This is a genomic window from Qipengyuania sp., assembly GCF_048550555.1.
Taxonomy (GTDB): domain Bacteria; phylum Pseudomonadota; class Alphaproteobacteria; order Sphingomonadales; family Sphingomonadaceae; genus Qipengyuania.
This window is the reverse complement of sequence record NZ_JBLYYF010000005.1, coordinates 1-26,815: the sequence shown is the minus strand read 5'-3', so window position 1 is coordinate 26,815 and position 26,815 is coordinate 1. Positions and strand designations below refer to the sequence as shown.

The 26,815-nt window shown below is 66.2% G+C and carries 24 protein-coding genes and 1 riboswitch; of the genes, 17 read left to right on the top strand and 7 right to left on the bottom strand.

What is annotated here, in order from left to right; genetic code table 11:
- Window positions 1–71: 71 nt before the first annotated feature.
- Window positions 72–776, top strand: coding sequence for an autoinducer binding domain-containing protein (locus ACN4E0_RS00485; RefSeq protein WP_419564359.1), 705 nt, complete (start codon window positions 72–74; stop codon window positions 774–776).
- Here the strand turns inward: ACN4E0_RS00485 and ACN4E0_RS00480 are convergent.
- A complete protein-coding gene (locus tag ACN4E0_RS00480; protein WP_419564358.1) occupies window positions 773–1,780 on the bottom strand; it encodes a hypothetical protein in 1,008 nt (335 codons plus the stop codon). The two genes, ACN4E0_RS00485 and ACN4E0_RS00480, sit on opposite strands and share 4 nt — an antisense overlap.
- A 269-nt stretch (window positions 1,781–2,049) precedes the next feature.
- Here ACN4E0_RS00480 and ACN4E0_RS00475 point away from each other — a divergent pair, with 269 nt between their 5' ends.
- Window positions 2,050–2,256: a hypothetical protein gene (locus ACN4E0_RS00475; protein ID WP_419564357.1), complete on the top strand. Its 207-nt coding sequence runs from the start codon at window positions 2,050–2,052 to the stop codon at window positions 2,254–2,256.
- Between the two features lie 41 nt (window positions 2,257–2,297).
- Here ACN4E0_RS00475 and ACN4E0_RS00470 read toward each other — a convergent pair whose 3' ends face one another.
- Complete coding sequence (locus tag ACN4E0_RS00470; protein WP_419564355.1) at window positions 2,298–2,528, bottom strand: hypothetical protein; 231 nt, start codon at window positions 2,526–2,528, stop codon at window positions 2,298–2,300.
- Window positions 2,529–2,708: 180 nt separating this feature from the next.
- Here ACN4E0_RS00470 and ACN4E0_RS00465 point away from each other — a divergent pair, with 180 nt between their 5' ends.
- From ACN4E0_RS00465 to ACN4E0_RS00455, 3 genes are all read left to right on the top strand, one after another.
- On the top strand, window positions 2,709–3,428 hold the full coding sequence (locus ACN4E0_RS00465; protein WP_419564354.1) for a hypothetical protein: 720 nt from the start codon (window positions 2,709–2,711) through the stop codon (window positions 3,426–3,428).
- Window positions 3,429–3,604: 176 nt separating this feature from the next.
- Window positions 3,605–4,480 carry a hypothetical protein gene (locus tag ACN4E0_RS00460; protein WP_419564352.1) on the top strand — a complete coding sequence of 292 codons (876 nt, stop codon included), beginning with the start codon at window positions 3,605–3,607 and terminating at the stop codon, window positions 4,478–4,480.
- Entirely contained in the window at window positions 4,473–5,591 is a 1,119-nt protein-coding gene (locus ACN4E0_RS00455) for a DGQHR domain-containing protein (protein WP_419564350.1), read from the top strand. Before ACN4E0_RS00460 ends, ACN4E0_RS00455 begins: the two co-directional genes overlap by 8 nt.
- A gap of 11 nt (window positions 5,592–5,602) precedes the next feature.
- Here ACN4E0_RS00455 and uvrA read toward each other — a convergent pair whose 3' ends face one another.
- Window positions 5,603–8,569 carry an excinuclease ABC subunit UvrA gene (gene uvrA, locus ACN4E0_RS00450; protein WP_419564348.1) on the bottom strand — a complete coding sequence of 989 codons (2,967 nt, stop codon included), beginning with the start codon at window positions 8,567–8,569 and terminating at the stop codon, window positions 5,603–5,605.
- Window positions 8,570–8,817: 248 nt separating this feature from the next.
- Between uvrA and ACN4E0_RS00445 the strand changes: the two genes are divergently transcribed.
- The 8 genes from ACN4E0_RS00445 (at window position 8,818) to ACN4E0_RS00410 (ending at window position 18,602) form a co-directional block, all read left to right on the top strand.
- Complete coding sequence (locus tag ACN4E0_RS00445; RefSeq protein WP_419564347.1) at window positions 8,818–9,129, top strand: hypothetical protein; 312 nt, start codon at window positions 8,818–8,820, stop codon at window positions 9,127–9,129.
- Window positions 9,130–9,289: 160 nt separating this feature from the next.
- A complete protein-coding gene (locus ACN4E0_RS00440; RefSeq protein ID WP_419564345.1) occupies window positions 9,290–11,353 on the top strand; it encodes a M13 family metallopeptidase in 2,064 nt (687 codons plus the stop codon).
- A gap of 151 nt (window positions 11,354–11,504) precedes the next feature.
- Complete coding sequence (locus ACN4E0_RS00435; RefSeq protein WP_419564343.1) at window positions 11,505–12,683, top strand: diguanylate cyclase domain-containing protein; 1,179 nt, start codon at window positions 11,505–11,507, stop codon at window positions 12,681–12,683.
- 174 nt (window positions 12,684–12,857) lie between these two features.
- Entirely contained in the window at window positions 12,858–13,781 is a 924-nt protein-coding gene (locus tag ACN4E0_RS00430; protein WP_419564341.1) for a lysozyme, read from the top strand.
- Between the two features lie 72 nt (window positions 13,782–13,853).
- Window positions 13,854–15,008: a diguanylate cyclase domain-containing protein gene (locus tag ACN4E0_RS00425; protein WP_419564339.1), complete on the top strand. Its 1,155-nt coding sequence runs from the start codon at window positions 13,854–13,856 to the stop codon at window positions 15,006–15,008.
- A 39-nt stretch (window positions 15,009–15,047) separates the two neighbouring features.
- Window positions 15,048–15,593, top strand: coding sequence for an RNA 2',3'-cyclic phosphodiesterase (gene thpR / locus ACN4E0_RS00420; protein WP_419564337.1), 546 nt, complete (start codon window positions 15,048–15,050; stop codon window positions 15,591–15,593).
- On the top strand, window positions 15,590–16,219 hold the full coding sequence (locus ACN4E0_RS00415) for a hypothetical protein (RefSeq protein WP_419564335.1): 630 nt from the start codon (window positions 15,590–15,592) through the stop codon (window positions 16,217–16,219). Before thpR ends, ACN4E0_RS00415 begins: the two co-directional genes overlap by 4 nt.
- Window positions 16,220–16,424: 205 nt before the next feature.
- Complete coding sequence (locus tag ACN4E0_RS00410) at window positions 16,425–18,602, top strand: M3 family metallopeptidase (protein WP_419564333.1); 2,178 nt, start codon at window positions 16,425–16,427, stop codon at window positions 18,600–18,602.
- Here the strand turns inward: ACN4E0_RS00410 and ACN4E0_RS00405 are convergent, their stop codons facing one another.
- Genes ACN4E0_RS00405 through ACN4E0_RS00390 form a run of 4 tightly spaced genes read right to left on the bottom strand, consistent with a single transcriptional unit; the run spans window position 18,603 to window position 22,967 of the window.
- Window positions 18,603–19,331, bottom strand: coding sequence for an ABC transporter ATP-binding protein (locus ACN4E0_RS00405; RefSeq protein ID WP_419564331.1), 729 nt, complete (start codon window positions 19,329–19,331; stop codon window positions 18,603–18,605).
- Window positions 19,328–20,281, bottom strand: a complete 954-nt coding sequence (locus ACN4E0_RS00400) for a FecCD family ABC transporter permease (RefSeq protein WP_419564329.1) — start codon at window positions 20,279–20,281, stop codon at window positions 19,328–19,330. The genes ACN4E0_RS00405 and ACN4E0_RS00400 overlap by 4 nt, the downstream gene beginning before the upstream one ends.
- Entirely contained in the window at window positions 20,278–21,093 is an 816-nt protein-coding gene (locus ACN4E0_RS00395; protein ID WP_419564328.1) for an ABC transporter substrate-binding protein, read from the bottom strand. Before ACN4E0_RS00395 ends, ACN4E0_RS00400 begins: the two co-directional genes overlap by 4 nt.
- On the bottom strand, window positions 21,090–22,967 hold the full coding sequence (locus ACN4E0_RS00390) for a TonB-dependent receptor plug domain-containing protein (protein WP_419564326.1): 1,878 nt from the start codon (window positions 22,965–22,967) through the stop codon (window positions 21,090–21,092). The genes ACN4E0_RS00395 and ACN4E0_RS00390 overlap by 4 nt, the downstream gene beginning before the upstream one ends.
- A gap of 90 nt (window positions 22,968–23,057) precedes the next feature.
- Window positions 23,058–23,261: riboswitch (cobalamin riboswitch) on the bottom strand.
- 184 nt (window positions 23,262–23,445) lie between these two features.
- Between ACN4E0_RS00390 and ACN4E0_RS00385 the strand changes: the two genes are divergently transcribed.
- The 4 genes from ACN4E0_RS00385 to ACN4E0_RS00370 form a co-directional block, all read left to right on the top strand.
- The gene (locus tag ACN4E0_RS00385) at window positions 23,446–24,504 is read left to right on the top strand and encodes a cell wall hydrolase (protein WP_419564324.1); all 1,059 of its coding nucleotides are present in this window, start codon (window positions 23,446–23,448) and stop codon (window positions 24,502–24,504) included.
- A 115-nt stretch (window positions 24,505–24,619) separates the two neighbouring features.
- A complete protein-coding gene (locus ACN4E0_RS00380) occupies window positions 24,620–24,958 on the top strand; it encodes a hypothetical protein (protein WP_419564322.1) in 339 nt (112 codons plus the stop codon).
- 277 nt (window positions 24,959–25,235) lie between these two features.
- Window positions 25,236–26,198: a malate dehydrogenase gene (mdh, locus tag ACN4E0_RS00375; protein WP_419564320.1), complete on the top strand. Its 963-nt coding sequence runs from the start codon at window positions 25,236–25,238 to the stop codon at window positions 26,196–26,198.
- A 34-nt stretch (window positions 26,199–26,232) separates the two neighbouring features.
- Window positions 26,233–26,815 (top strand): succinate--CoA ligase subunit alpha (locus tag ACN4E0_RS00370; protein WP_419564319.1); only part of this gene is annotated, 583 nt, incomplete at its 3' end.

Here is a 26,815-nt window from a genome sequence, read left to right as displayed (position 1 = left end):
CGTCCTGATGGATGACATTCACTCGAATCACGCCCGCCCCGAGTCCCGACCCGAGAAAGGATCAGCCCGCGATGGACGACAGCAGAGCGATCCGCCGGATCGCCGCCGCCGAGACCCGCGACGATACGCTGGCGATCGCCCGCGCCTTCTTCCGCGGCCAGGGCTTCCACGCGCTGAGCTACGTCCGCCCCTCGCACAAGGACCCCGGCCGCGCCGAGGTCGAGAGCTTCGGCTTCCCCGAGGCCTGGACCGCGCTCTACGACGAGGAGCTCAACCGCATCGACCCCTTCCCCGCGCTGGTCGCGCGCGCCGGCCGCCCGATCCGCTTCGGCGAGATCTCCGCCGCGCGCCCGGTCAATGCCGACCACCTGCTGTTCCTCGAACGCGCGCGCGAACACGGGGTGACCGACGGCTTCATCTTCCCCACCTTCGGCCCGCGCCAGCACCTCGCGGCGGTGGGCATCTCGATGGTCGACCACCCAGACCGGATCGATCACGCCGACATCCCGATTTACCATAGCGTGGCGCAGGCGCTGCATCTGCGGATCGACCAGCTCGAGCAGGGCGACTTCGAGCGCCCGCACCTCGCCCCGCGCGAGGTAACCATCCTGCACTGGATCGCGCGCGGCAAGAGCAACGAGGAGATCGCGCTGATCCTCGGCAACAAGCGCCCGACCATCGCCACGCATATCAAGCGCATCTTCGCCAAGCTCGACGTCACCGACCGCGCCTCGGCCGCGGTCCAGGGGCTCAAATACGGGATCATCAGCGTCTAGGGCGCATCGCCCTCCAGCTCCGCGATCCGCCCGGCCAGCTCCTCCTCGCTGCCGAGCAGCCACCATTGCGCCACCCCGAGGCAGAAGGCCTCCATCTGGACGCCGTCGACCTCCCTTGGATCGCCCAGTTCCTCGAGCGGCGGGGCGTCGGCGGGCCGCTGCTCGTCCATTTCCTCGATCACCCGCGAGACCGGCGGGTAATGCGGGCAGTAGCGGCATTGCGGCCAGCGCGGCGAATCGCAGCACGGCCCCTCGCCTGCGACATTGATCACCGGTTCGGGCCCCTCCGGCCCGCGCCGGAAATGCGGACGCCCGCGATCGGTCCCGAAGCGCGCGCCCGCGCAGCGGCAGGGGCGCCCGGCAAGCGGCTCGGGCGCCTCTTCCGCCGGAGACATGGACCGGGTGTTACACGGTCCAGGCGAAAGATTTTCGCTCTCACCCGCCACCTCCCGGTCCCCTGCGCAGGCAGGGGCCTCGTGAGGCTGTGCTCCACCGCCCGAGGTCCCTGCCTGCGCAGGGACACATGCGCCCTCCTCCACCTCGATCGGCTCGCCGCGGCGCAGGCGCAGCACCATGGCGTCGAAATCCTCCGCGAGGCGCTCGATCCGCTCGTCGCCGCGCATCCGGTCGAGCCGCGCGAGGTGGGCGAGCAGCAGCCGGTCGGAGAAGCGCCGCCGCTGGCCGACGAGGTCGCCGTGATACCACACCTCCTCGACCACGCCGTTCATCGCGCAATCGGCGAGCTTCGCCTCCGCCGTGCCGCGCGCGACCACCAGCGCCGCATCCCAGGCGCGCCCGAAACCCGCGCTGGAGCGGCGCGCGCGATAGCAGGTCTGGTGCGAAACCTTCACCCGCCGCGCCGCGGAGCGCACGCTGCCGGTGACCGCGAGCGCCTCGAGAAAGGCCACCTGCCGCTCGGCCACGAACTGCGTCTGCGGCGCGCGCTCGTCCTCGGCATAGAGGTCGGCGTGGAGGATGACGGGATGATTGCTCATGTCGGTCATGCCGCGCCTCCTGCGATGGAGGGGAGCGCAAGGCCCGGCGTCTGGAGTCGGAGCCGAAGGCGGAGACGGCGCGAAGCGCCAGCGCGTAAACAAAAAACACCCATGGTTCACCTGTGCGTTGAGAGCAGGGGAACCGGGCTATTTATACATCGGCGGGCGTGTAGGACAGCCTGCACGGTGCGGCGGCCGGCGGGACCCGGAATGCGCGATGGCGCGTTTCACCATGCGCGGCAGGGAATTGTCCCCTCGCCCCGCAGGATCGCACGCCCATGTTCACGCAACTCAACCCGCCGCTGCCCGTGACCGTCATCGACCGTGGAAAGGGGCTGGCGCTGGCGGTGATCGACTACGGGCCGGAGCACAACCTCATCTGGGTCACCGCGCTGGACGAAAGCGGCGAGATCTGGTGCGCCCCCAACCCCCGGGTGCGGATGCAGGAGAACTGGTCGATGGGGCGGGCGAAGCCGGAGGTCTAGAGCAGGTCGGCAATATCGGTCGGAGAAGGCTTCCGACCCGCTCAGCTCGCGACGTAAAGCGCGACCTTGAACACGGCGAAACCGATCGCCAGCAGCGAGACGAGCGAGACCACCACCGGCTGGAACAGCCCCCCGGCGATATCGGCAGCCGCCCGGTCGAGCGCGGCATCGAGGGACAGCGCCCCCTCGCCCGCCAGCTCGGCGACGGCGCTCTGCGACGCGGCCACCCGGAGCGTATCGGCAACGATGCTGGCGTGTTCGACCTCGGACATGCAGGCTCTCCCTTGTGCACAGGCCTAGCGCACCACCTGTCGCCGCGCGGTTAATCCGGATGGTTACCATCGGGTGGAGAACGGGGCGCGCGCTCGCAGGTCGGGCAGCGGGAAAACGCTCGACGCGCGCGCCGCGCCGCGTGTAGGCCTGCTGACGGTCGCCCTGGGGGAGGACGACGCATGTCGGGGTTCGATTTCGCATTCACCCTGTTCAGGCTGGTGCTGGGGCTGGCGATGGCGGAGGTGCTGGCGGGCTTCGTCCGCGTGCTCAAGGCACGGAGCCTCCCGGCCGCGAAGGGTAAGAGCCCCAAGGCCTCAAGCAGCGAAGCGGTAGGCCAGACAAAAAACGCCTCAAGCAGCAAAGCGGTAGGCCGAAAAGACTCCTCAAGCAGCGCAGCGGTAGGCCGCATGATACGCATCGGCTGGATGACGCCGGTGATGGGCGGAATCGTGGTGGTCGACCTCGTCACCGCGTGGAACCTCGCCTGGCTGACGCTGCAGGAGGTGTCGATCAGCATCCCCGTGCTGGTGGCGGGAATGGTCGAGACGGGCCTCTACTTCATCGCCGCGAGCCTCGTCTGGCCCGACGAGGCGAAGGACTGGGCCGATCTCGACAACTGGTTCGACCGGCACAAGGCGCAGATCGGCATGTGCCTCGCGCTCGCCAATGTGGGCTTCTGGCTGCTCTACAATGCGAGCGGCATCTACAGCGGCTTCCCGCCCGCGCTCGCCCCCTACATCCTCGGCACCGCCGCCCTCCCCTTCACCCGCACCCGCCGCCAGAGCGCCCTGGCGCTGGCGGTGCTGGTGGCGTGCCTGACATGGGTGGTCGGGATCAGCACGCTGCGGCTCATGGGCTGGACGCCATGGGCAACGGGGATGGTGCCGTTGGCGGGGTGATGTCGCCGGGTTCGATCATGGCGCTCTCGACGCAACCATCAAGGAAGCTGCATTGGGCGGCGTAAATTGTTATCCCAACTGAAAGTAGGAAAACGTCTTTTCGGTACTTTAAATTGGTGTGCTTTTTCCCGATAGAGATGCCTATCTAGTCTTACGTCTTCGATCCGGGGGTAAAAGTGGCTGTTGGGACCGCGAAAAGCGCTAAGTTTCACCTCGTGCTACCGGTCAACAATTTGCCTTGCGATATTCCGACAGAGGTGCCGATCTCGTTATCCGACAAGGTGGCGTTGAGGCAAATTCGCCCAGAGGATCTGGCGACAATTACGGCAGACGAGAACTTTGATGCGGTGCAGTTGAAGGGGAGCACCTACACCATCACAGTTGATGATTATGACGTCGAAGGCGATTGGAATGTAGCTCTGTCGAGCGTGCTTGCTGCGGCATTCTCATTGAATGTCTATTCAGAGGAGCAGGCCATCTCCGTCGATAGTGCTTACGTCATTAGGACACTTAGGAAGCGCACGGTTTCTGAGCGAAGGGATCTTCCACACCACCATCATGGTAAGAAGGGACCGTTCAAGATTACCAAGGGCACCGATTTTTCGTCAACGGAAACACTGTTTTCGTCGGTCCAAATTGCTTTAGAAAAGCACAGAGCTCTGGCGCTCACACTTAGTAGGTTTAATTCCTCCCTTGGTCGGGTCTCTTCTCAAGACCGCCTTATTGATTTATGCATTTCTCTTGAGTCTGTGTTTCAATCTCAAACCGAAATCACATTTCAGTTTTCGCTCTTCAATTCCCTTCTTGCGGAGACAGATCCGGCAAAACGGCATACAATCTTCAAGCTTTTGAAAAAGCTCTATGGTCAGAGAAGCAATTTGGTTCATGGGTCGAAGGAACTGGATGAAGATTGGTTTAATGAGGCCTGGCCATCGCTGGTAGCAATCGCCAAGGCGGCGATTTTGCGGAAAGTGGACTTCTTGGCCCAGCATGATCATGACGCGTGGAAAGAGCATCTCGAACAACTCGCCTTAGGAATTTTCGATGGCTAAAAAGCCCACTAGGAAGAGCACGAAATTCACTGTTCCGGTTGTTGTATCTGCAGTTATGGGTGTCCGTGTAGCTCGTGGCTACGCCCCCATTTGCGATCTCGCAGATATTTCCAAGCCTGACATCTACGATGCAAAACATAACCCGACCGGAACGCAGCGCGATCTTAGCCCCAAGCACGCTAAGGACGCCTATGAGTACGTCGGCACCGCCAAACTAGGCTTCTTCCCTGAAGTTTTTCTCTCCTTGCGGGACGCAAACGTGGCAGATCTCAAAGTAACGAATCAGGAAAGAGGATTCGGGATGCTGGAGATCTCGACCTCGTCCATTCACCGTTCTGATGAGATCAAGATTTCCAGAGTCGATGGCAATCATCGCCTGCATTTTGCGGATGGGCACGAAGAGGGATTCCCGCGCCTTGATACCGTGGTATCTTTTTGTATCGCTTTGGATTTGACACTTGATCAAGAAATAAAATTGTTTCGTGACATTAACAATAATCAACGACGAATGAACACAAGTCACTTGGACAATATTAGCCTACGATTGACTAGCGAGCAGGTGATTGCGCGCCGAGACCCTGCACTTTACATCGCGAGTCACCTACGAGACGATAGCGACAGCCCATTAAGGGGTGCCGTCTACGACGGAGGAAGATCAGACGTCACCAAATTCATTCCGCTTCGGACGCTAAAGACCGGACTGGAGTACATGCTCTCACGGCCGACCCGACTGACATCTCTTGATGATCCGAAGATACAGACCGCAGTCATCAAAAACTACTTTTCTGCTGTGAAGGAATGGCAACCAGAAGCTTGGGGAAGCCCGAAAGAATACCTTATGCTCCGCGGCGCAGGCTTGTGGGGGGTTTGTTTCCTAGGTGCGAGCGTCATCGATAGGGCTCTTGGGAAAGGAAAGTACAAGCCCAGGGACATGCTGCAAATCCTTCGCTCTGGACGTGAGTGGGATTGGCATAAATCCGGCGATTTCCAAGGTTATAGTGGGCGGTCGGGAGCCCTGCAGATTAGTAATCTTATTACCGCTGAATTGGAGGACGGATCAGGCTCTTCGCTAAAATCTCTAATCGCGGAGATATCGGACGAGATTGAATAACGCGCGATGCGCTACTCCGCCGCCTCGCGCTCGCGCTTGGCCTTCTTCGCCGCCGCGGGCGCCGATCCGGCGCGTTCGAGCATCGGCTTGAGATACTGCCCGGTGTAGCTGCCCTCGACCGCCGCGACTTCCTCGGGCGTACCCTGCGCGACAACCTCCCCGCCCCTGACGCCGCCGCCCGGGCCGAGATCGAGGATATGGTCGGCGGTCTTGATGACGTCGAGATTGTGCTCGATCACCACCACCGAGTTCCCCTGGTCGACCAGCCGGTGGAGCACTTCGAGGAGCTTGCGGACGTCCTCGAAATGGAGACCAGTGGTCGGCTCGTCGAGGATGTAGAGCGTCTGCCCGGTGCTGCGCTTGCTGAGCTCCTTGGCGAGCTTCACCCGCTGCGCCTCGCCGCCCGAGAGCGTGGTCGCCTGCTGGCCGACCTTGACGTAGCCGAGGCCAACTTCGTTCAGCATGTGCATCTTGTCGCGGATCGGGGGGACGGCCTTGAAGAACTCCTCCGCATCCTCGATCGTCATGTCGAGCACGTCGGCGATCGAGTGGCCCTTGAATTTCACCTCCAGCGTCTCGCGGTTGTAGCGCTTGCCGCCGCATTCCTCGCACGTCACGTAGACGTCGGGCAGGAAGTGCATCTCGATCTTGATCAGCCCGTCGCCCTGGCACGCCTCGCAGCGGCCGCCCTTGACGTTGAAGCTGAAGCGGCCGGGCTTGTAGCCGCGCGCCTGCGCCTCGGGCAGGCCGGCGAACCAGTCGCGGATCTGGGTGAAGGCGCCGGTGTAGGTCGCCGGGTTGGAGCGCGGGGTGCGGCCGATGGGCGACTGGTCGATCTCGATCACCTTGTCGCAGAACTCGAGCCCGCTGACCTTGTCGTGCGCTCCCGCGACCACGCGTGCGCCGTTGAGCGTGCGCGCCGCGGAGGCGTAGAGCGTGTCGATGGTGAAGGAGGACTTGCCCGAGCCCGAAACGCCGGTGACGCAGGTGAAGGTGCCGAGCGGGATCGAGGCGGTGACGTCGCGGAGGTTGTTCGCCCGCGCGCCGTGGACCGTGAGCTCGTGCCCGTTGCCCGTGCGGCGCTTGGCGGGGACCTCGATTTCGCGCGTGCCGTTGAGATAGGCGGCGGTGAGGCTTGTCTTGGACTTGAGGACCTGCTTGAGCGTGCCCTCGGCGACCACCTCGCCGCCATGGACGCCCGCACCCGGGCCGAGATCGACCACGTGGTCGGCGGCGCGGATCGCGTCCTCGTCATGCTCGACCACGATCACCGTATTGCCGAGATCGCGCAGGCGCTTGAGCGTCTCCAGCAGCCGGTCGTTGTCGCGCTGGTGGAGGCCGATGCTGGGCTCGTCGAGCACGTAGAGCACGCCCGAAAGGCCCGAGCCGATCTGCGAGGCGAGGCGGATGCGCTGGCTCTCCCCGCCGCTCAGCGTGCCGCTGGTGCGGTCGAGGTTGAGGTAGTCGAGGCCCACATTGTCGAGAAAGCCGAGCCGCTCGTTGATCTCCTTGAGGATGGCGTGGGCGATCTGCTTCTGCGTCTCGCCCAGCTGGTCGGGCAGCGCGAGGAACCAGTGCTTGGCATCGGCGACGCTCATCCTGGTCGGCGTGGCGATATCGGTGGCGTCGTCGCCCTGGCCGACCTTCACCGACAGCGCCTTCTCGTTGAGCCGCTTGCCGCCGCAGGTCTCGCACGGCTGGCTGGTCTGGAACTTCGACAGCTCCTCGCGCATCCACGTGCTCTCGGTCTGGAGCATGCGGCGGTTGAGATTGCCGATCACGCCCTCGAACGGCTTCTTGACCGTGTATTCCTTGCGCCCGTCCTTGAAGGTCAGCGGGATGGCGCGGCCCTTGGTGCCATAGAGGATGATGTCGCGGATCTCGCGGTCGAACTCCTCCCACCGGGTTTCGAGGCTGAACTCGTATTCCTTCGCGAGGGATGCGAGCACCTGCATGTAATAGGGGCTCGGCGGGTTGCTCTTCGCCCAGGGCACCACCGCGCCCTTCTTGAGGCTCAGCGCCTCGTTGGGGACGACAAGCTGCGGGTCGAACAGCTGCTTTTCGCCGATTCCGTCGCAGGTCGGGCAGGCGCCCTGCGGCGCGTTGAAGGAGAACAGCCGCGGCTCGATCTCCTCGATGGTGAAGCCCGAGACCGGGCAGGAGAATTTCTCCGAGAAGACGATGCGGTTGGCGGGGATGCCCGCGCCCTTCATCGCCCCGCCCGCGGCCCCCTCGTCCTCGCGCCCCGGCACTACGCCATTCGCGAGGTCGACATAGGCGAGCCCCTCGGCCAGCTTGAGCGCGGTCTCGAAACTGTCGGCCAGCCGCGTCTCGATACCCTCCTTCACCGCGAGGCGATCGACCACCACCTCGATATCGTGCTTGAACTTCTTGTCGAGCGCGGGTGCTTCCTCGATCGGATAGAGCTCGCCGTCGATACGCACGCGGGTGAAGCCCGCCTTCTGCCACTCGGCGAGTTCCTTGCGGTATTCGCCCTTGCGCCCGCGCACCACGGGGGCGAGCAGGTAGATCCGCGTGCCCTCGGGCAGCGCCATCACCCGATCGACCATGTTGGAGACCGTCTGCGCCTCGATCGGCAGGCCGGTGGCGGGGCTGTAGGGCACCCCCACCCGCGCCCACAGCAGGCGCATGTAATCGTAGATCTCGGTGACGGTGGCGACGGTCGAGCGCGGATTGCGGCTGGTGGTCTTCTGCTCGATCGAGATCGCAGGGCTGAGTCCGTCGATATGCTCGACATCGGGCTTCTGCATCATTTCGAGGAACTGCCGCGCATAGGCGCTGAGCGATTCCACGTAACGCCGCTGCCCCTCGGCATAGATCGTGTCGAAGGCGAGGCTCGACTTGCCCGAGCCCGAAAGCCCGGTGATGACGATCAGGCTGTCGCGCGGCAGGTCGATATCGACGCCCTTGAGATTGTGCTCGCGCGCGCCGCGGACGGAGATTGTGGTAAGTGCCATGAAGGAAGCGTGTTCCCGAATTGTTCGCTTTGGTCAAGGGGCGGTCTAGGTCGAGCGCTTGGCCCGCGACGCCGTTCCGGCAATGTGGTCCCGCGATGCCGAATTGCAACGCCCGGAACGCAAACGCGAAATGCCGCGACAGGCCGCACCGGACCAGCGACGGCCCGCCCGGCGGCAGAATGTTTCGTTCACCTTCCGCGCGCTATTCCCGCAGCGGGATCGAAAAATTTGAGGGAAGGTCGCACTTCATGAATGCTCGTTTGCTGGCCGGCGCCATGGCGCTCGGCTCCGTCGCCCTGTCCACGCCCGTCTTGGCCGACGACCCGAACGATCCGTCGATGCGGTCGAGGGAGGCGCGCGAGCGCGATGCGGCGATCATTCGCCAGCTCAATCTCGAACAGCTGCGCTACGTCCGGCAGCGTGATGCCCAACAGGCCAGGGGCTGGCAGGCGACTCGCGACTACCCCGATCAGCTGGCCGAGCATGAAAAGCGCATGGCAGCCTGGCGCCACGCCGTGCGCATGTGCGAAAGCGGTCATTACGAATATTGCGCGCGCTGAGCCCGAGGGCCGCGCATCGTCGCCTTCCCGTCCCCGCCGGTCAGCGATGGTACGCCACATCTGCCGCTCGCAGAGGCATCTGCGCCGTTCGCCGACAAGGCTTGTCGCGTACTCCCCTGACGCGCTAGCAGGCGCGCGACTGTAATTCAGGGGACTCTCTATGCTTCGCACCCGTTCGCTCACCCGTGGCGCCGCCGTTTCGGCGCTCGCGCTGGGTCTCGCCCTTTCCGCACCCGCCTTCGCGCAAAGCGGGGACACCGCTGCCGACAGCGAAAACACCATCGTCGTCACCGGTCAGGCCAAGATCGGCGACTACGGCCTCGACCTGACCGCGCGCGATACCGCCGCCAAGCCGGGCGACGATTTCGAACGCTACGCCAGCGGCGCCTGGATCGACCGCACCGAAATCCCCGGCGACCGTCCCTCGGTCGGATCGTTCTACAATCTGCGCGAAGACGTGACCGAGCAGGTCAACGGCCTCATCACCGAAGCGCCCGCGGGCACGCAGTACGGTGCGCTCTACAGCAGCTTCATGGATGAAAAGGCAATCGAACGCGCCGGCATCAAGCCGCTGCAGCGCGATCTCGCCGCGGTCGATGCGCTCACCGACAAGCGCGAATTCGCCCGCTACATGGGATCGACCTACGGCAAGTTCGGCGGCTCGCTGTTCGGCGCCGGTCCCTATGCCGATCCCGACGATCCGACGATGAACGCGCTCTGGATGTTCTCCGGCGGCCTCGGCCTGCCCGAGAAGGACTATTACTTCGCCGAGAAATTCGCGCCGCAGCGCAAGGCCTATATGGAATATCTCGAGCGGACCTTCCGCAATATCGGCGTGAAGGACCCGCGCGAGGCGGCCAGCCGCGTGATGACCTTCGAGACCTATGTCGCCGAGCTCAACTGGGACGTCGAGCTGACCCGCGACATCGACAAGATCAACAATCCGATGTCGGCGACCGAACTGGCCGCCTACGCTCCGGGTGTGGACTGGGCGGCCTTCTTCGACGGGAACAACATCCCGCCGCAGGATCGCATCATCGTGACCGACAACACCGCGATCAAGGGCATCGCCGCGCTCTATGCGAGCACCGATCTCGACACGCTCAAGCTGTGGCAGAAGGCGCGCATCACCCACCAGGCCTCTCCCTATCTCAACAAGAAGATGGTCGACAGCCGCTTCGAATTCACCAGCAAGCTGAACGGCACGAGCGAGCAGCGCGCCCGGTGGAAGCGCGCGGTCGATACGATCGACGGCTCGCTCGGCGAACTCGTCGGCGAAGCCTATGTGGCCGAATACTTCCCCAAGGTCGCCAAGACCCGCATGGACGAGCTGGTCACCAACCTGAAGCTCGCGATGGGCGACCGCATCCGCGGCAACGACTGGATGAGCCCCGAGACCAAGGAGGCCGCGCTCGAGAAGCTCGAGCGGATGGACGTCATGGTCGGCTATCCCGAAACCTTCCGCGACTATTCGCAGCTCCCGATGTCGGCCGACGATCTCTACGGCAACATGGTCGCCGCGACGCAGTTCAACGCCGATTACCAGATGAGCGACCTCGGCAAGCCGGTCGATCGCAAGAAGTGGGGCATGAACCCGCAGACGGTAAACGCCTATAACGGCGGGCTCGAGAACAAGATGGTCTTCCCCGCCGGCATCCTCCAGCCGCCCTTCTTCGACCCCTGGGCCGATCCGGCGGTGAACTATGGCGCGATCGGCGTGGTGATCGGCCACGAGATCAGCCACGGCTTCGACGACCAGGGCCGCAAGATCGACGCAACCGGCGCGGTCCGCGACTGGTGGACCACCGCCGATGCGGAGCGCTTCAAGGTCGAGGCCAAGAAGTTCGGCGACCAGTACGCCGCCTTCGAGGTCGTGCCGGGCAGCTTCATCAATCCCGACCTGACCATGGGCGAGAACATCGCCGACCTCGCCGGCGTGCTGGTGGCCTACGATGCCTACCACAAGTCGCTGAACGGCGAGGAGGCCCCGGTGATCGACGGGCTGACCGGCGACCAGCGCTTCTTCCTCTCCTATGCCCAGGTGTGGCGGGCCAAGGCGCGCGAGGACAGCCTGCGCAACCAGGTCGCCACCGACCCGCACAGCCCGGCGCGCTATCGCACGATCGCGCCGCTGCGCAATGTCGACGCCTGGTACGAAGCCTTCGGCATCACGCCCGACGACGCCATGTACATCGCGCCCGAGGATCGCGCGCGGATCTGGTAAGCAGACGGGGGCGGCGCCGGGCCCGGAGGTCCCCTGCGCCGCCCCCGCCTCGCCCACAGCAAAAATATGAATACGACAGGCGATTTCGTTAAGAAATTCTCGCTACGGGTGGTAATCGCCCGTTGGGAGAGGGACTTAGGGACGCCAGCACGTGCAGATCGGCCAGCAATCTGACGACGATTCTGTCGGCGTGTTTTCGCGCGTCCCGGTCGATTCCTACGAGATCGAGCGCGAGGCGGTCATCGCCATGCTCGAACGCGAGCGGCGGTCGCTGCCCTCCAGCCTGATCGCGATGGTGCTGATGGCGGTCGGGGTGGCGATGCTGCCCAATGTCGCCTTCATGGCCGGGCTGCTGGCGCTGCGGCTGGCCTCTTTCCTGTTCACCCGCACCGCGGCCGCGATGCTCGAGCGCCGGGTGCGGGCGCGCAACCCGCTGAAGAATTCGCGCCGCATCCTGCTCTTCGCCATGATGCTGACCGGGGTGACGCTGGCGCTCCTCCTGTGGCCGCAGCCGGCGGACAGCCCGCTGGGCGCGGTGCGGATGATCCAGCTGGTCGTGGTGGTTGCGGTCACGCTGATCTCGGTCACGCTGGCGGCCCTGCCCCGCTCGGTCGACGCCATGCTGGTGAGCTTCTGGGCGACCGCCTGCGCGCTGATCCTGTTCCATCCCGCGAATGGCAACCTGGCGATGATCGGGGTGGTTACCCTGGTGCTGCTCGGCATACGTCTCTACAGTTCGTCGGCCGGGCTCCACATGCGCAGCGCGGCGCAGATCCTGGTCGAGAACCGGCAATTGTCCGAAGATCTCGCCGATGCGTTGGCGCATGCCGAATTCCTCAGCTGGCGCGATCCGCTGACCGGGCTGTTCAACCGGCGCAAGCTGTTCGAGGAGACGCGCCTCGACGGCAGCGGGCTTTCGCGGCACCTGCTGACGATCGACCTCGACCGCTTCAAGGCGATCAACGACACCTATGGCCATGCGGTCGGCGACCGCGTGCTGATCGCCACCGCCGACGCCATTCGCCACTGGTGTCGCGCGCTCGGCGAGGAAGGCACGCACCAGTGCTTCCGCCTCGGCGGCGAGGAATTCCTCATCCTGGCGCGCGGCTTCGACGATGCCGAGATGATCGATGCCGCCGAGCAGCTCCGCAAGCGGATCGCCGAGCTCGGCCACCTCTTCCCCGATCATCCCGAGATTGCCATCTCGGCCTCGATCGGGCTGACCGGCTGGCGCTTCGGCGAAGGTCTCGACGATGCGCTGCAACGCTCCGACGGTGCCTGCTACGAAGCGAAGGATCGCGGCCGCAACCGGGTCCGCCGCGCCGCCTGAGCCGCGCGGGCTGCCGCCCGGGCGTTGTCCCCCAGCGACGAACCGGGGACCGATCGACCCGCCTCGACCGTTCTATCCATGAAGACGCCACCCGCGCCGTGCGTGCACTTTGTATTCCCAGCGTCGCAGCGCCGGTGTGGCAGCCCGATTGATCCGACGAAAGGTGACCATCCCATGGCCACGAACTCCGCGCGGACAGGTAACCAGCCCGATCGCCCGGGCTCGACCCCGGCGCGCGCCGAACCATCAAGCAAGACGCTCGAAACGATTCTTGCCGAACTCAATCGCCCGCTCGACGATGTCGCATGGTCGGCCTCGCCGCGCCGGTCGAAGGGGGAAAGCTCGCAGACCTTCTTCACCCGGCTGAGCCGCGAGCGCCGCCATCGCCGCGAATTGCGCCGTGCGCGCAAGGCCGCGTCGCAGGCCTTCGGGGTGCGCCCCAGGCTTTCCAACCGCAGGCGCGCGACGCTGATGCTCGGTGCGGGGGCGCTCGGCCTCACTGCCTTCACCGGCCCGCCAAAGGCCCGCAAGCCGAGTACCGACAGCGCCGCCCAGCTGGTCGTCGACCGGATCGAGGGGGCGCGCATGCCCGCCGCGCTGCTCAAGGCCAGCGACTCCTTCAAGCGGACGCTGCTCGAAGAGGAAGGCGTGCGCTACACCGTCTATCGCGACGTCGCGGGCTACAAGACCGTCGGCGTCGGCCATCTGGTCCGGCCCCAGGACGGGCTGGAGGTGGGCGACAGGGTGAGCGAGCGCCGGATGCGCGAATTTCTCGCCTCCGACCTCGCCGAGGCCGAACGCGGCGTCCGCCGGCTGGTCGGCGACCTGCCGCTGCACCAGCACGAGTTCGATGCCCTGCTCGATCTCGTCTACAATGTCGGCTTCGGCAATGTCGCCGAGAGCGAGAGCCCGCGCCTCAACGCGGCGATCGCGGAAGGCGACTACGAGGCAATCGCCGCCGAGCTCGACTATACCCATGCAGGTGGCCGTTTCGCCCGCGGCCTGATGCATCGCAGCGACCGGCGCGCGCGCATCTTCACGAATGCCGCCTATGGCGACCCGCGCGGAGCGGGAGGAAAGCCCGAGACCTCGGCCTGATCGGTCAAAATTACATCATTTTTTACATTCCCCGGCTAACGCTCCCTCATGGCAACGAGGGAATTGAGCGACATGGGCCGGAAGGCCGGCGAGCGGGACGCGCAGTGGCGCCGCGAGCGTCTGCGCCTGCTCGTCCACTCGGTCGCCGACCTCGAAAGCCGCTCGATCGTCGCCGGTGTAATCGGCAGCGGGCTGATCGTGGCGGCCGCCCAATGGCTGCCCAATGCCCGCGATTTCATGATCCCGCTGCTGCTGCGCCTGATCGCCATCATCGGCAATGCATTCCTCTATGAGAAGATCCGCAATCGCCTTCGGACCGGCGCCGACATCGCGATACCGCTTCGCGCGGCCGCCCTCATGGCGGCCTTCGGCGGGGTCAGCTGGGCCAGCCTGATCATTCCGGTGTTCCTCCGCCCCCATCTCCACCCGGCCTCCTATATCGTCACGGCGGGTGTTTTCATCGGCGTTTCGCTCATCCTGGCGAACACGGCGGCGATCAAGCGCATCGCCCTGCCCTTCGCCGCGGGGTTCGTGGTGACCTTCCTCGGCGCGGCCGCCCTGACCCCGTGGAACACGGCGGTCTGGCTGTTCGGCGGGCTGGCCTTCATCGCCACGGGTGTCGGCACCTTCAGCATCGGCAGCGCGCACCAGCGGCTCGACGCGGCCGACACGCTGGTCGAGAACCAGCGCCTGTCCGAAGAGCTGGAGGAGGCACTGGCACGCGCCGAATTCTTCGCCGATCACGATCCGCTCACCGGGCTGTTCAACCGCCGCGCGCTGTTCGACCGGCAGATCCACCTCGAGGCTCCGGGCGAAAAGCATCACATGCTTCTGATCGACCTCGACAATTTCAAGCAGGTCAATGATCGCTTCGGCCATGAGACGGGCGACCGGGTACTGATCGGCGTGGCCCAGGTGCTGGGCGACTTCGTGGCCGGATCGCAGGGCGAAGGTCATTTCGCCGCGCGTCTGGGCGGCGAAGAGTTCGCCGTCTTCCTCGCGGTGTCGGACAATGACGAGGCGGACCGGATCGCCACGCAGCTGCACTTGGCGATGAGCGCCGTCGCCGCCGCCATCGGCCTGCCGCCCAAGCTGGGTACGCCCTCGATCGGGATTTCGCCTATCTATCGCGGCGAACAGGTCTGCGATGCCTTGCACCGCGCCGACCATGCGCTCTATCAGGCGAAACGCGACGGTCGCGACAGAATTTGCCGCGACGCAGCCTGACCCTTTAGCCATGCGCCGGCGAAGCGGCGCCGATCGACCATGTCCCACCGCCTTTTCGTCGGCATCCGCCCACCCGAACCGATCCGCGATGCGCTGATCGACCTGATGGAGGGCGTCGACCATGCGCGCTGGCAGGACGAGGACCAGTTGCACCTGACGCTGCGCTACATCGGCGAGGTCGACAGCCATACCGCCGACGACCTCGGCGAACGGCTGCGCGCCGCCGCCACGCCGGGTTTCGAGCTGGCGATCGAGGGTACCGGCATCTTCGAGCGCAAGGGCCACGCGCACACGCTCTGGGCGGGCATTGCGCCCTCCCCTGCGCTGGCCCGATTGCAGCAGCGTATCGAAAGGCTGTGCATCGCCACCAGGCTCGAGCCCGAGCCGCGCAAGTACCATCCGCATGTCACGCTGGCGCGGCTCAACCGCGCGACGGGGCCGCTCGGCCCGTTTCTCGCCCGTACCGCAGCACTGCGGCTGGGGCCGTGGCCGGTCGATTCCTATATCCTCTACGAAAGCACGCTGCACCCGGGAGGCTCGCTTTACGAGCCCGTCCTGCGCTATCCGCTCGAACCCGTATCATGACCCGCATTCCCCTCATCCTCCTCGCTTGTTCCACTCCCCTTGTCGCCGGCTGCGCCCGCGCAGATGAAACGCCCGCCGAACACCCCACCGAAGCGCCGACAGTCGCGGAGCCGCAGCCGGACGATTGCCTGCTGCTGGTGTGGTCCGACCAGAAGGAGCGCAACGCGCGCTTCGACCGCGACCACGATTTCGTCGATGGCGGAGCCATTTCCTGCGCCACCGGGACCAGCGCGAGCCAGTTCGACACCGCGATCCACGCGCTGCGCGAGGCGGCGAAGAGCGGCAACAAGGCCCGGCTGCTCGAGCAGCTCGGCCTGCCGCTGCTCTATATCGACGCGCAGGGCGAGCGCCGCGAGATCGAGGACCGCGCCGAGGTGGAGGCGGTGTTCGACGAGATCTTCGACCCGTCCATGCTCGCGCTGCTGCAGCGGCTCGACCTGTCGCGGATGAGCGTGGCCAAGGACCAGGGTGGCTATTTCGAGCTCGGCGCGGTGTGGCTCGTCGTCGATCAGGGTGGCGGCCGCCCGCGACTGATGACGGTCAACCGGCAGGCGCTCGACGAAGCGCTCGAGGCGGCGCGCGACCAGGCCGAGCGGAACCAGGGCGACCCGGTCCCGTTCGACTAACGTCACCCTTGCGCCGACCGGCGACTTGCACGTCCTTGCCTAGGCGTGCGAAGCGGTCCAAGCGCGCATCCATTATCGCATTCCTGCGCCCGGCGTCCGCCGCGCGCACCCACACGAACACGAGGGGAAAAGCATGAAGGCCCGCATTTTGGCCACCACCGCCGCAACCGCACTGTCGCTTGTCGCATTCACGGGAACCCCGGCCATGGCCCAGAGCAAGCAGGACAGCCAGTCGCTCGACCAGGCAGTCGCCTATTTCGCCAACGACAGCGTACTTCCGTTCAACGCACCCGATTTCACCAAGATCTCGGAAGACGCCTATCTCCCGGCGTTCGAGAAGGGCATGGCGATCCAGAAGGCGGAGATCGACGCGATCGTCAACAATCCCGCCGCGCCGACATTCGAGAACACCATCGTCGCGCTCGAGAAGTCGGGCCGCATGCTCGGCCGCGTGGCTCGCGTCTTCTTCGCGCTGACCGGATCGAACACCACCGACAAGCTGGACGACATCAACACCGAGGTGAGCCCCAAGCTGACTGCGCATGGCGATGCCATTGCCCTCAATCCCGAGCTCTTCGCGCGGGTGAAGGCGGTCTATGACCAGCGCGCCGCGATGACCATGACCCGCGAAGACGCCAAGCTGCTCGAAGACACCTATGAAGGCATGGTCCATGCCGGTGCCCTGCTGACCGATGCGCAGCGCGAGCGGGTGAAGGAAATCAACACCGAACTGTCCGAAATCACCACCGAGTTCGGCCAGGCCGCGCGTGCTGCGATGGCCGACCAGCCGGTGATCTTCGACACCCCCGAAGAGCTTGCCGGCCTGTCCGATTCCGACATCAAGGCGGCCGCCGACCTCGCCACCGAGAAGGGCTTCGACGGCAAATATGCCGTCGCGCTGCAGAACACCACCCAGCAGCCGCTGTTGCCGAGCATGAGCAATCGCGCCGCGCGCGAGAAGCTGTTCCAGGCGAGCTATCACCGCGCCGACGGCACGACCGACATCGACACGCGCACCCTGATCGCAAAAATCGCGGAACTGCGCGCGGAAAAGGCTGCCCTGTTCGGCGAAGCCGACTGGGCGAGCTATGCGATGTGGGACAGGATGGCCGAAAAGCCCGCCACGGCGCTGAGCTTCATGGAGCGCATGGTCCCCGCGCTCGCCGCGACGCAGCGGCGCGAGGCCGCGATGCTCAACGAAGCGATCGCAGCGGACGGCGGCAATTATGAAGTCCAGCCGTGGGACTGGTACCGCTATGCCAACAAGGTCAAGGCCGAGCGCTACGACCTCGACGAGGACGCGGTGGCCGAGTACTTCCAGCTCGACAAGGTGCTCGAGGACGGCGTGTTCTACGCCGCGAACAAGCTCTACGGGCTCAATTTCAAGCGCCGCACCGATCTGCCGGTCTATCACCCCGACGTGTGGACCTACACCGTCTACGACCGCGACGGCAGCGAGCTCGGCCTGTTCTACTTCGATCCTTTCCAGCGCGAATCCAAGCGCGGCGGGGCGTGGATGAGCAATTTCGTCGACCAGAGCGACATGTGGGGCACCAAGCCGGTGATCTACAACGTGCTCAACATTCCCAAGGCACCCGCGGACGAGACGCAGCTGGTCAGCTTCGACAACGTCAACACGATGTTCCACGAATTCGGCCACGCGCTCCACGGCTTCTTCGCCGACCAGCGCTACGAGAGCCTCTCGGGGACGGCCGTCGCGCGCGACTTCGTCGAATATCCGAGCCAGGTGAACGAGATCTGGGCGACCTATCCCGAAGTGCTGGCCAACTATGCCAAGCACTACAAGACCGGTGAGCCGATCCCGACCGAGATGATCGACAAGATCGAGGCCGCCTCGAAGTTCAACCAGGGCTACGACTTCGGCGAAGTGGTCGAGGCCGCGCTGCTCGACATGAAGTGGGCGGCGCTGTCGAAGGACGAAGCCGCCGCGATCGACACGCCGGAGAAGGTCGACGCCTTCGAGCGCCAGTCGCTCGAAGAGCTCGGCCTCGAGATCGACCTCGTCCCGCCGCGCTATCGCAGCACCTATTTCAACCACATCTTCAGCGGACCGACCGGTTATTCGGCGGGCTATTACAGCTATCTGTGGACCGAGATGCTCGATCGCGACAGCCGCAAGTGGTTCCTCGACAACGGCGGGCTGACGCGCGCCAATGGCGACCACTTCCGCGCCACCGTTCTCGGCCAGGGCGGCACGATGGACTATTTCGAGATGTTCAAGGACTTCGCCGGGCGCGCGCCCGACGTGACCCCGATGCTCGAAGCCCGCGGCCTGGTCGACGGCGACGAGGCGGCCGACAGCGAAGTATCGGACGATGGCCCCTCCGCAGTCGGCGATGCCGGCACCGACGTGACCGAATAATCAGCCAGTGACCAGGGCGCGGTGGCCCGGTTCGCCGATCCACCGCACCGGCACTTTCCAGACGCGCTCGATCACCCGGTGGTCGAGCGCGTTGTCGCATGCGCCGTCGGCGGCGACGCGGCCCTCGTCGAGCACCACCACGCGATCGGCATGGTTCATCGCATGCGCGAGATCGTGGAGCACGAGAACCACACCGGCACCGGCCTCCGCTGCCTTGCGCAGGTGTCGCAGCAGCGCGAGCTGGTGCGCGATGTCGAGTGCGGCGAGCGGCTCGTCGGCGAGGATCCAGCGCGGCTCGCCCGCCAGCACCCGCGCGAGCAGGACACGCGCGGTCTCGCCGCCAGAGAGCGACTGCGCCCGGCGATCGGCAAGATGCGCGATGTCGAGCGCGGCGAGAGCGTCATCGACCGGCTCGGCGCGCCGGTCGCCATGCGGCAGGCGACACAGCTCGACCAGGCTGCGCACCGGGACGTCCCACGCGATTTCATGCGCTTGCGGGAGGTATCCGAGACAGCGGGCGCGCTCTTTCGCGGGCGACGAATGCAGGTCCCGGTCGCCGAGCGATACGCTCCCGTCATGGGGCGGCAGGAGGCCCGCGAGCGCTTCGAGCAGCGTCGACTTGCCCGCGCCGTTTGGCCCGCAGATGGCGGTGATCGAACCGGGTTCGAGCGTGAGCGACACTGCCGCCAGCCGCCCGGCGATCGACAGATCCTGCGCCGCCAGCCTCATGCGAGCCCCCGGCGCAGGCGCAGCAGCAGCCACAGGAAGAAGGGCGCGCCGAGCAGGCTCAGCGCGATGCCCAGCCGCAATTCGGTGACCAGCGGGAGCACGCGCACCACGCTGTCGGCGACGAGGACGAGCAGTGCCCCGGCGAGCGCGCTGGGTACGATCAGTTGCGACGGCCGGCGATCGGTCAGCGGGCGCACGAGATGCGGCACGATCAGTCCGACGAAGCCGATGATCCCCGCCACCGCCACGCTTGCGCCGACAGCGAGCCCGATACCGGCGATGAGCAGCCACAGCAGGCGGTGCGTATCGACACCGAGCGAGCGCGCGACCGGCTCGCCCAGCGTGAGCGCGTCGAGCGCACGCCCGCTGCGCCAGAGCAGCATGACGCCGAGCGCAACCAGCGGGGCGGCGACCCAGACCTCGCGCCAGCTGCGGTCGGTGAGCGCGCCGTTGAGCCACATCACGATCTCGCTCATCGCGAAGGCGTTGGGCGCGAGGCTGATCGCCAGCGCGGTGAGCGCGCCGGCGAGGCTCGCGACCATCAGCCCGGCGAGCGTGAACAGCGCGATCCCGCCGGTGCGCCCCGCGATCGCCGCGAGCAGCGCCATCGCCCCGCCCGCGCCGATCAGCGCGAACAGCGGCAGCAGGAAGGGCGCCGCGGCATAGCCGAACCACAGCGCGCCGACCGCGCCGAGCGCCGCGCCCGGCGCGATCCCGAACAGGCCCGGATCGGCGAGCGGATTGCGCAGATAGCCCTGCATCGCCGCGCCGCTCGCCCCGAGCCCGGCGCCGACCACCACCGCGAGCAGCGCGCGCGGCAGGCGCAAATCGGCGAGGATCAGCGCCGCGTTGGGCGTGGTCGCGGGATCGAGCCAGACGCGGCCCGCAAGCAGCGAGAGCGGCAGCGCGATGGCCAGCAGCACGGCGAGGATCGGCGTTGCGCGCGTCACGATACCTTCTCGCGGATTTCGGCCAGCCGTTCGGCGGCGCGGATGATCGTCGGCCCGCCGCAATAGAGCAGGCTGGTGTCGAAAGCCTCGCGGCGCATCCGCGGCAGGCGGTCGAGCACCGGATGGCGCTGGCCGACCTCGCCGCCCGCGACCAGCAGCACGCGCGGCGGCGCGGCAACCAGTTCTTCGAGCGCAACGTAATCGGCTTGCCCCAGCCCCCGTTCCGGCGCGACATTGGCGAAGCCGGTGCGGCGCAGCAGGTCGCTGACCAGTTCCTGCTCGCCCGCGACGATTCCGCCGGGCTGCCACAGGAGAGCTTCGACCGGCTCGCCCGAGCCTGGTGCCGCATCGTGGAGCGCGGCTTCGATCCGCTTCACCAGCGCCTCGCCCGCCTCCGGATCACCCGTCAGTTCGGCGAGTTCGCGCACCTGCGCCTCGCTCGAGGCAACGTCGCGCGCGATATCGAAAGTCGCCACCTCCACGCCCATATCCTCCAGCGCGGCGCGCGTGGCGGGCGCGAGGAAGCTCCCCGCCACCACCAGATCGGGATCGAGCGCGAGCACTTCCTCGACCGTGCCGCCGGTCGCGGCGAAGCGCGCGGCGGTGCGCGCATCCATCGAGCTCGAGCGCGGATCCTTGCTGTAATGCGAGATCGCCAGCAGCTGGCCCGGCGCGGTGACTTCGGCGAGCACCGCGTCGGTGCAGGGGTTGAGGCTGACGATGGTGGGGCGCTCACTGTCCCCGACCCGCGCCGGCTCCCCGCCCGCACATCCGGCGAGCAACAGCGCCAGCGCGGGCAGCAGGCGCCTCACATCCGCGCCCTCACCCCGACGAAGGCACCGCGACCGGGAGAATTGTATCCCGCGACGCTCCGGTAGTCGGCGTCGAAGACATTCTCGATCCGGCCGTAGATCTCGACCGCGTCCGACAGCGGCATGGCGGCGCGCAGGTCGAGCACCGCGTAGCCGTCGAGCCGTACCGCATTGCCGGCATCGTCGAAGCTGGCGCCGACGAGGCGCAGGTCGGTGCCGAGCTTGAGCCCGAAGGGCGCCTCGTAATCGGCAAAGAGCGTCGCCGTGTGGCGCGGGCGACGCGCGAGATCGAGGCCGGTGGTGCGATCCTCGGTATCGACGAAGCTGTAGACGCCCGAGAGGCGCAGCCCCGGAGCGATATCGAATCCCGCCTCGGCCTCGATCCCCTGCGCCCGCGCACGCGCGGTGTTGTCGTAGGTGCCGAAGGGGCGATTGGTGCAGATCCCGCCGCTCACCCCGAAGCAGGAGACGAAGCCAATCAAATCCTCGCTGTCGCGGCGGAACGCAGTGAGCGCCAGATGCGTGCCGCGCCCGCGCTCGCCCTTCTCGATGCCGAGGTCGAAGCTGGTGCTCTCCTCGGGCCGGAGCAACGGGTTGCCGTAATCCGACAGCAGCTGGAACAGCGTCGGCGCCTTGAACCCCTCGCCCAGGCTCGCCCGCAGCCGCCAGTCGCCGCCGAAACCATAGGACAGGTCGGCGCCATAGCTGGCGTTGCTGCCGAATAGCGAATGATCGTCCACCCGCGAACCGACATGCGCGGCGAACCGGCCCATGACGAAGCCCAGCTGGACGTAGGCGCCGAAGATGTCGGCCTCGCCCGCCGGGCTGAAGCTCGCGGCGTAATCGGTCCATTCCTGCTCCGCGCCGAAGGCCACGGTGACCGGGCCGATCGCGCGATATTCGCCGCGCAGCGCCACGCGCTCCGAATGGCCGTCGGAGGCGAAGCTCGTCGCGCCGGTCGCGTCGAGATTGTCGCGCTCGGTGTCAGAGAGACTATAGGCGCCGCGCAGCGTCAGGTCGTTGCCGTAGAAGGCGAAACCGAGATCGCCCGAGTGGCGGCGGGTCTTCTGCGTCTCGAGCGTGTCGGCAAAGGCGTAGGTCGGCGGCGGGGTGCCGTCGAGGTCGAGATCGCCCTCGCTCCAGTTGGCATGCGCGAAGACCTCGAGATTGCTGGTGACATCGACGAAGACCTGGCCGCCGAGCGCGACCTGCTCAAACCCGTCGGGCTCGGTGCCCGAGGCTGCGGTCGAGAAACCGTCGGTGCGGTACCAAGAGCCGGTGAGGCCGGCGTAGTAGCCCTCGCCGCTGAGCCCGCCCGCGGCGCTGGCGAAGAGCGTGTCGCGCGCGCCATATTCGACATTGCCGCTGGCGCCGGTTTCCCCGCGGGTCGAGATGTCGATCACCCCGCCGATCGCGTCCGAGCCCCAGATGGTGCTGTTCGACCCGCGGAGGATGTCGAATTTGCCCGCCGTGCCGAGCAGCAGATTGCCGAAGTCGAACCCGCCGCCGGGCGCAGCTGGATCGGCCACGCGCACCCCGTCGACCAGCACCAGCAGCTGTTCGGCATTGGCCCCGCGGATATTGACCGCGGTGAAGCCGCCGACCCCGCCACTGCGGCTGAGCGAAAGTCCTGGAGTACGTTGCAGCACGCGCGCGGCATCGGCGCCCTGGACCGCGTCGATTTCAGCGCGATCGACCACGGTAACCGACTGACCGGTGCTCTCGACATTGGTGCTCAGGCCATTGGCGGTGACGGTAATCGTCGGCCGTGTGGCATCGGCGAGAATGATCGCGGCATCCTCATCCTCCACCGACTGCGCAAAGGCCGCCGAGGAAAACAGAGAAACAGAAGCAAGAAACAGATATTTACGCACAAAACCTCCCATCATGGACGAAGTGCCGTCCATGACGGGAAAGGGCGGAATTGCGCCTTTCCGCGTTTGCCACCGGTACACCCCGCCCGCGGCCGAACGACGGTCATGGGCAGGTCTCCTGGCTCCCGGATCGACGCTCTCCCGCCGCCTTCCCGGGCTTGCACCCAGTGGCCTGTGGCGGGATCGCTCCCCGGTCACAGTTGCGGGGGCAGCGAGGGCCTACGGAGACAAGTCTCCACCCTCTTCCCTCTTCGGGCCTGCGCGAACAGGCCAACCCGTGACACGCGATGCCACCTACCGCCGGTTTTTGCATTGCACAAGACGCTCTTCGTTAAGCTCTACAATGCTAGGAATCGGGTCGGACGTCGTCCCGCAGCGGGATGGCCTGTCCGCGCGTCTACCGCAATGGCGCGCAAACGCCTATGTTCGGGCAGCAATGCGAGGAAGCGATTTGGCCAGGATGCAAGCGAGCAGGGGGATGGCGCCGCGCGCAGCGCACGCTCCCTCGCCGCGCGTCCAGCGCCGCCAGGCGCGTCAGCGCGACCGGCGTCAGTTGCTCGCGCGCGGCGCGCTGCTCGCCGGTGCGGTGGCGCTGCCCACGGTCGCCGCGCAGGGCGAATGGGGCGAATTTGGGCGGGCGCTGGGGCTCGGGGACGAACGCGTCGCGCTTGCGCCCATGCCCTTCGAGACCGCGGGCGAGAGCTTCCCCGGCTCTGCCTTCTACTATCTCGAGGATGCTCCGCGGCTGACGATGGACCTCGCCGACCTGCGCGAGAGCGAAGGCACGCTGGAGACGGTCGAGTTCGCCGAGAGCCATGGCGCGGGCGCTGCGGCGCAGGCCTTCCGCCAGGCAGGCAGCGGGCTGGACAAGGCACGCGCGCTGCAATGCCTGTCGATGGCGGTCTATTACGAGGCGGCGAGCGAGAGCTATTCGGGCCAGCAGGCGGTGGCGCAGGTGGTGCTCAACCGCGTCGCCCATCCGGCCTATCCGGCGAGCGTCTGCGGGGTCGTGTTCCAGGGCTCGGAACGCAAGACCGGCTGCCAGTTCAGCTTCACCTGCGACGGCTCGCTCAACCGCAAGCCCTCGCGCCGCGGCTGGGCCGTGGCACAGTCGGTGGCGCTCGCGGCGCTGGCGGGCGAGGTCTACAAGCCGGTCGGCCTGGCGACGCATTACCACACCAATTACGTCAATCCCTATTGGGCGGCGAGCCTCGACTATATCGGCGCGATCGGCGCGCACCGCTTCTATCGCTGGAAGGGCGGCGCGGGGACCGCGGGCGCCTTCACCGATGCCTATGCCGGCAGCGAACCGCTTGCCGCGCCCAGCGTGCGCCGTGCCGAGGCCGATGTGCCCGGGCCGGTGGCCCCCGCCCCACCCTCGAACGAGGCGATCGGCCTCGGCCCCGCAGGCGATCCGCCGGTCGGGGCGGCGGCCTCAGCAGTTGCACCCGCCAATGGCAAATTGCCGCAATCGGGCCGCATCCGCGAGGAATATGCCAATTCGGGCCAATGGATCAGCCAGCCGGGCAAGCAGTAGCCGCTCGCCCGCCGAATTATCCTTTACGGCTCCACAACCATGTCGCAACACCGAAGCTTAGCGCGGCCTCGCTAGAAGCACCGTCACCCCCGGTCGTTTCCAGAGGATTTCAGGCATGCCCCTCCGTTTTGCCGCCGCCCGCACCCCCGCAACCTCTCCGATTGCCCGCGTTCTGGCGCGAAAATCGCCCGGTCGACCCGCAAACGACAATGGCGATGCGCCGCGGGTGGTGCCGAGTTCGGGCATCGATCCGACGATGCGCGCCGCGCTGAGGCAATTCGCCACGCACGGCATGGCGGCGGCCGGAATTGCCCGCTTCCAGGCGGAGAAAGCCCATTTCGCCGGCGACGGCGACGCCTGTCGCTGGTGGCTCGGCATCTGCCGCTCGCTCGACCGGCGCCTTGGCGAACGGCTCGAACGGTCGCTTGCCATCGAGGATCTGCTGGCCCGCTGAGGCCCCGGAGCGGAGCCGCCGCTCCCTGACCCTCGGCGCGGCATCCAAAGGGCACTGGACAGCGGCGAAAAACCGCATTATTGAAATTGCGAACCATTTGCAAAGATAGTTTTGCGCCGCCGATCATTGGCGGTTGCATTCACCCCTGCACCGTCCTAGTGCCCCTCTCGCAATCGACCGGGCGCCGTGCCTCCTTTGCGGGACACCTGATGCATGGCCCATTATCGGTCCGGGTATCATCACTGTCCCGCACGGCAGGAACAAGGACCCTACCCCCATGGCACGCAAGAAGATCGCCCTTATCGGCGCCGGCATGATCGGCGGCACGCTCGCACACCTCGCGGCGAAGAAGGAAATGGGCGACATCGTCCTGTTCGACATCGCCGAGGGCATGCCGCAAGGCAAGGCGCTCGACCTCAGCCAATGCGGCCCGATCGAAGGCTTCGATGCCAAGATCACCGGGACCAACGACTATGCCGATATCGCCGGCGCCGACGTGGTGATCGTCACCGCGGGTGTGCCGCGCAAGCCGGGCATGAGCCGCGACGATTTGCTCGGCATCAACCTCAAGGTGATGAAGGCCGTCGGCGAAGGCATCAAGAACAACTGCCCCGACGCCTTCGTGATCTGCATCACCAACCCGCTCGACGCGATGGTCTGGGCGCTGCGCGAATTCAGCGGCCTGCCTCACAACAAGGTCGTCGGCATGGCCGGCGTGCTCGACAGCGCGCGCTTCGCCACCTTCCTCGCCTGGGAATTCGGCTGCTCGGTGAAGGACGTCAACGCCTTCGTCCTCGGCGGCCATGGCGACACCATGGTGCCCGTCACCAGCTACACCACGATCAACGGCATCCCGGTCAACGACTACGCCAAGATCAAGGGCGTTTCGCCCGACCGCATCGACGAAATCGTCAAGCGCACCCGCGCGGGCGGCGGCGAAATCGTTCAGCTGCTCGGCAACGGCTCGGCCTATTACGCGCCCGCCACCAGCGCGATCAGCATGGCCGAGGCCTATCTCGGCGACCAGAAGCGCATCCTGCCCTGCGCCAGCTATGTCGAAGGCAAATACGGCCTCGACGGCCTCTATGTCGGCGTCCCGACCGTGATCGGCGCGGGCGGCACCGAGGAAGTGATCGAAATCGAGCTCTCGGACGAAGAAGCCAAGAACCTCAAGGTCTCGACCGACGCGGTCGAGGAACTTCTCGAAGCCTGCAAGGGCCTCGACAGCTCGCTCGCCTGAACGGCGAATCCCACCGAACAGGAGTAGAGACTCAATGAGCATCCTCGTCGACAAGAACACCAAGGTCATCACCCAGGGGATGACCGGCGACACCGGCACCTTCCACACGCAGCAGGCGCTCGCCTATGGCACGCAGATGGTTGCGGGCGTGACCCCCGGCAAGGGCGGCACCACGCATATCGACCTGCCGGTGTTCAACACCGTCGCCGAAGCCAAGGCCGAAACCGGCGCGACCGCTTCGTGCATCTACGTCCCGCCGCCCTTCGCCGCGGACTCGATCCTCGAGGCGATCGACGCCGAGGTCGAACTGATCGTGGCGATCACCGAGGGCATCCCCGTGCTCGACATGGTCCGCGTGAAGCGCGCGCTGCAGGGGTCGAAGTCGCGCCTGATCGGCCCGAACTGCCCCGGCGTCCTCACCCCCGGCGAATGCAAGATCGGCATCATGCCGGGCAGCATCTTCAAGAAGGGCAGCGTCGGCGTGGTCTCGCGCTCGGGCACGCTGACCTATGAAGCCGTCCACCAGACCACCATGGTCGGCCTCGGCCAGACCACCGCGGTCGGCATCGGCGGCGACCCGGTCAACGGCACCAATTTCATCGACGTGCTCGACCTCT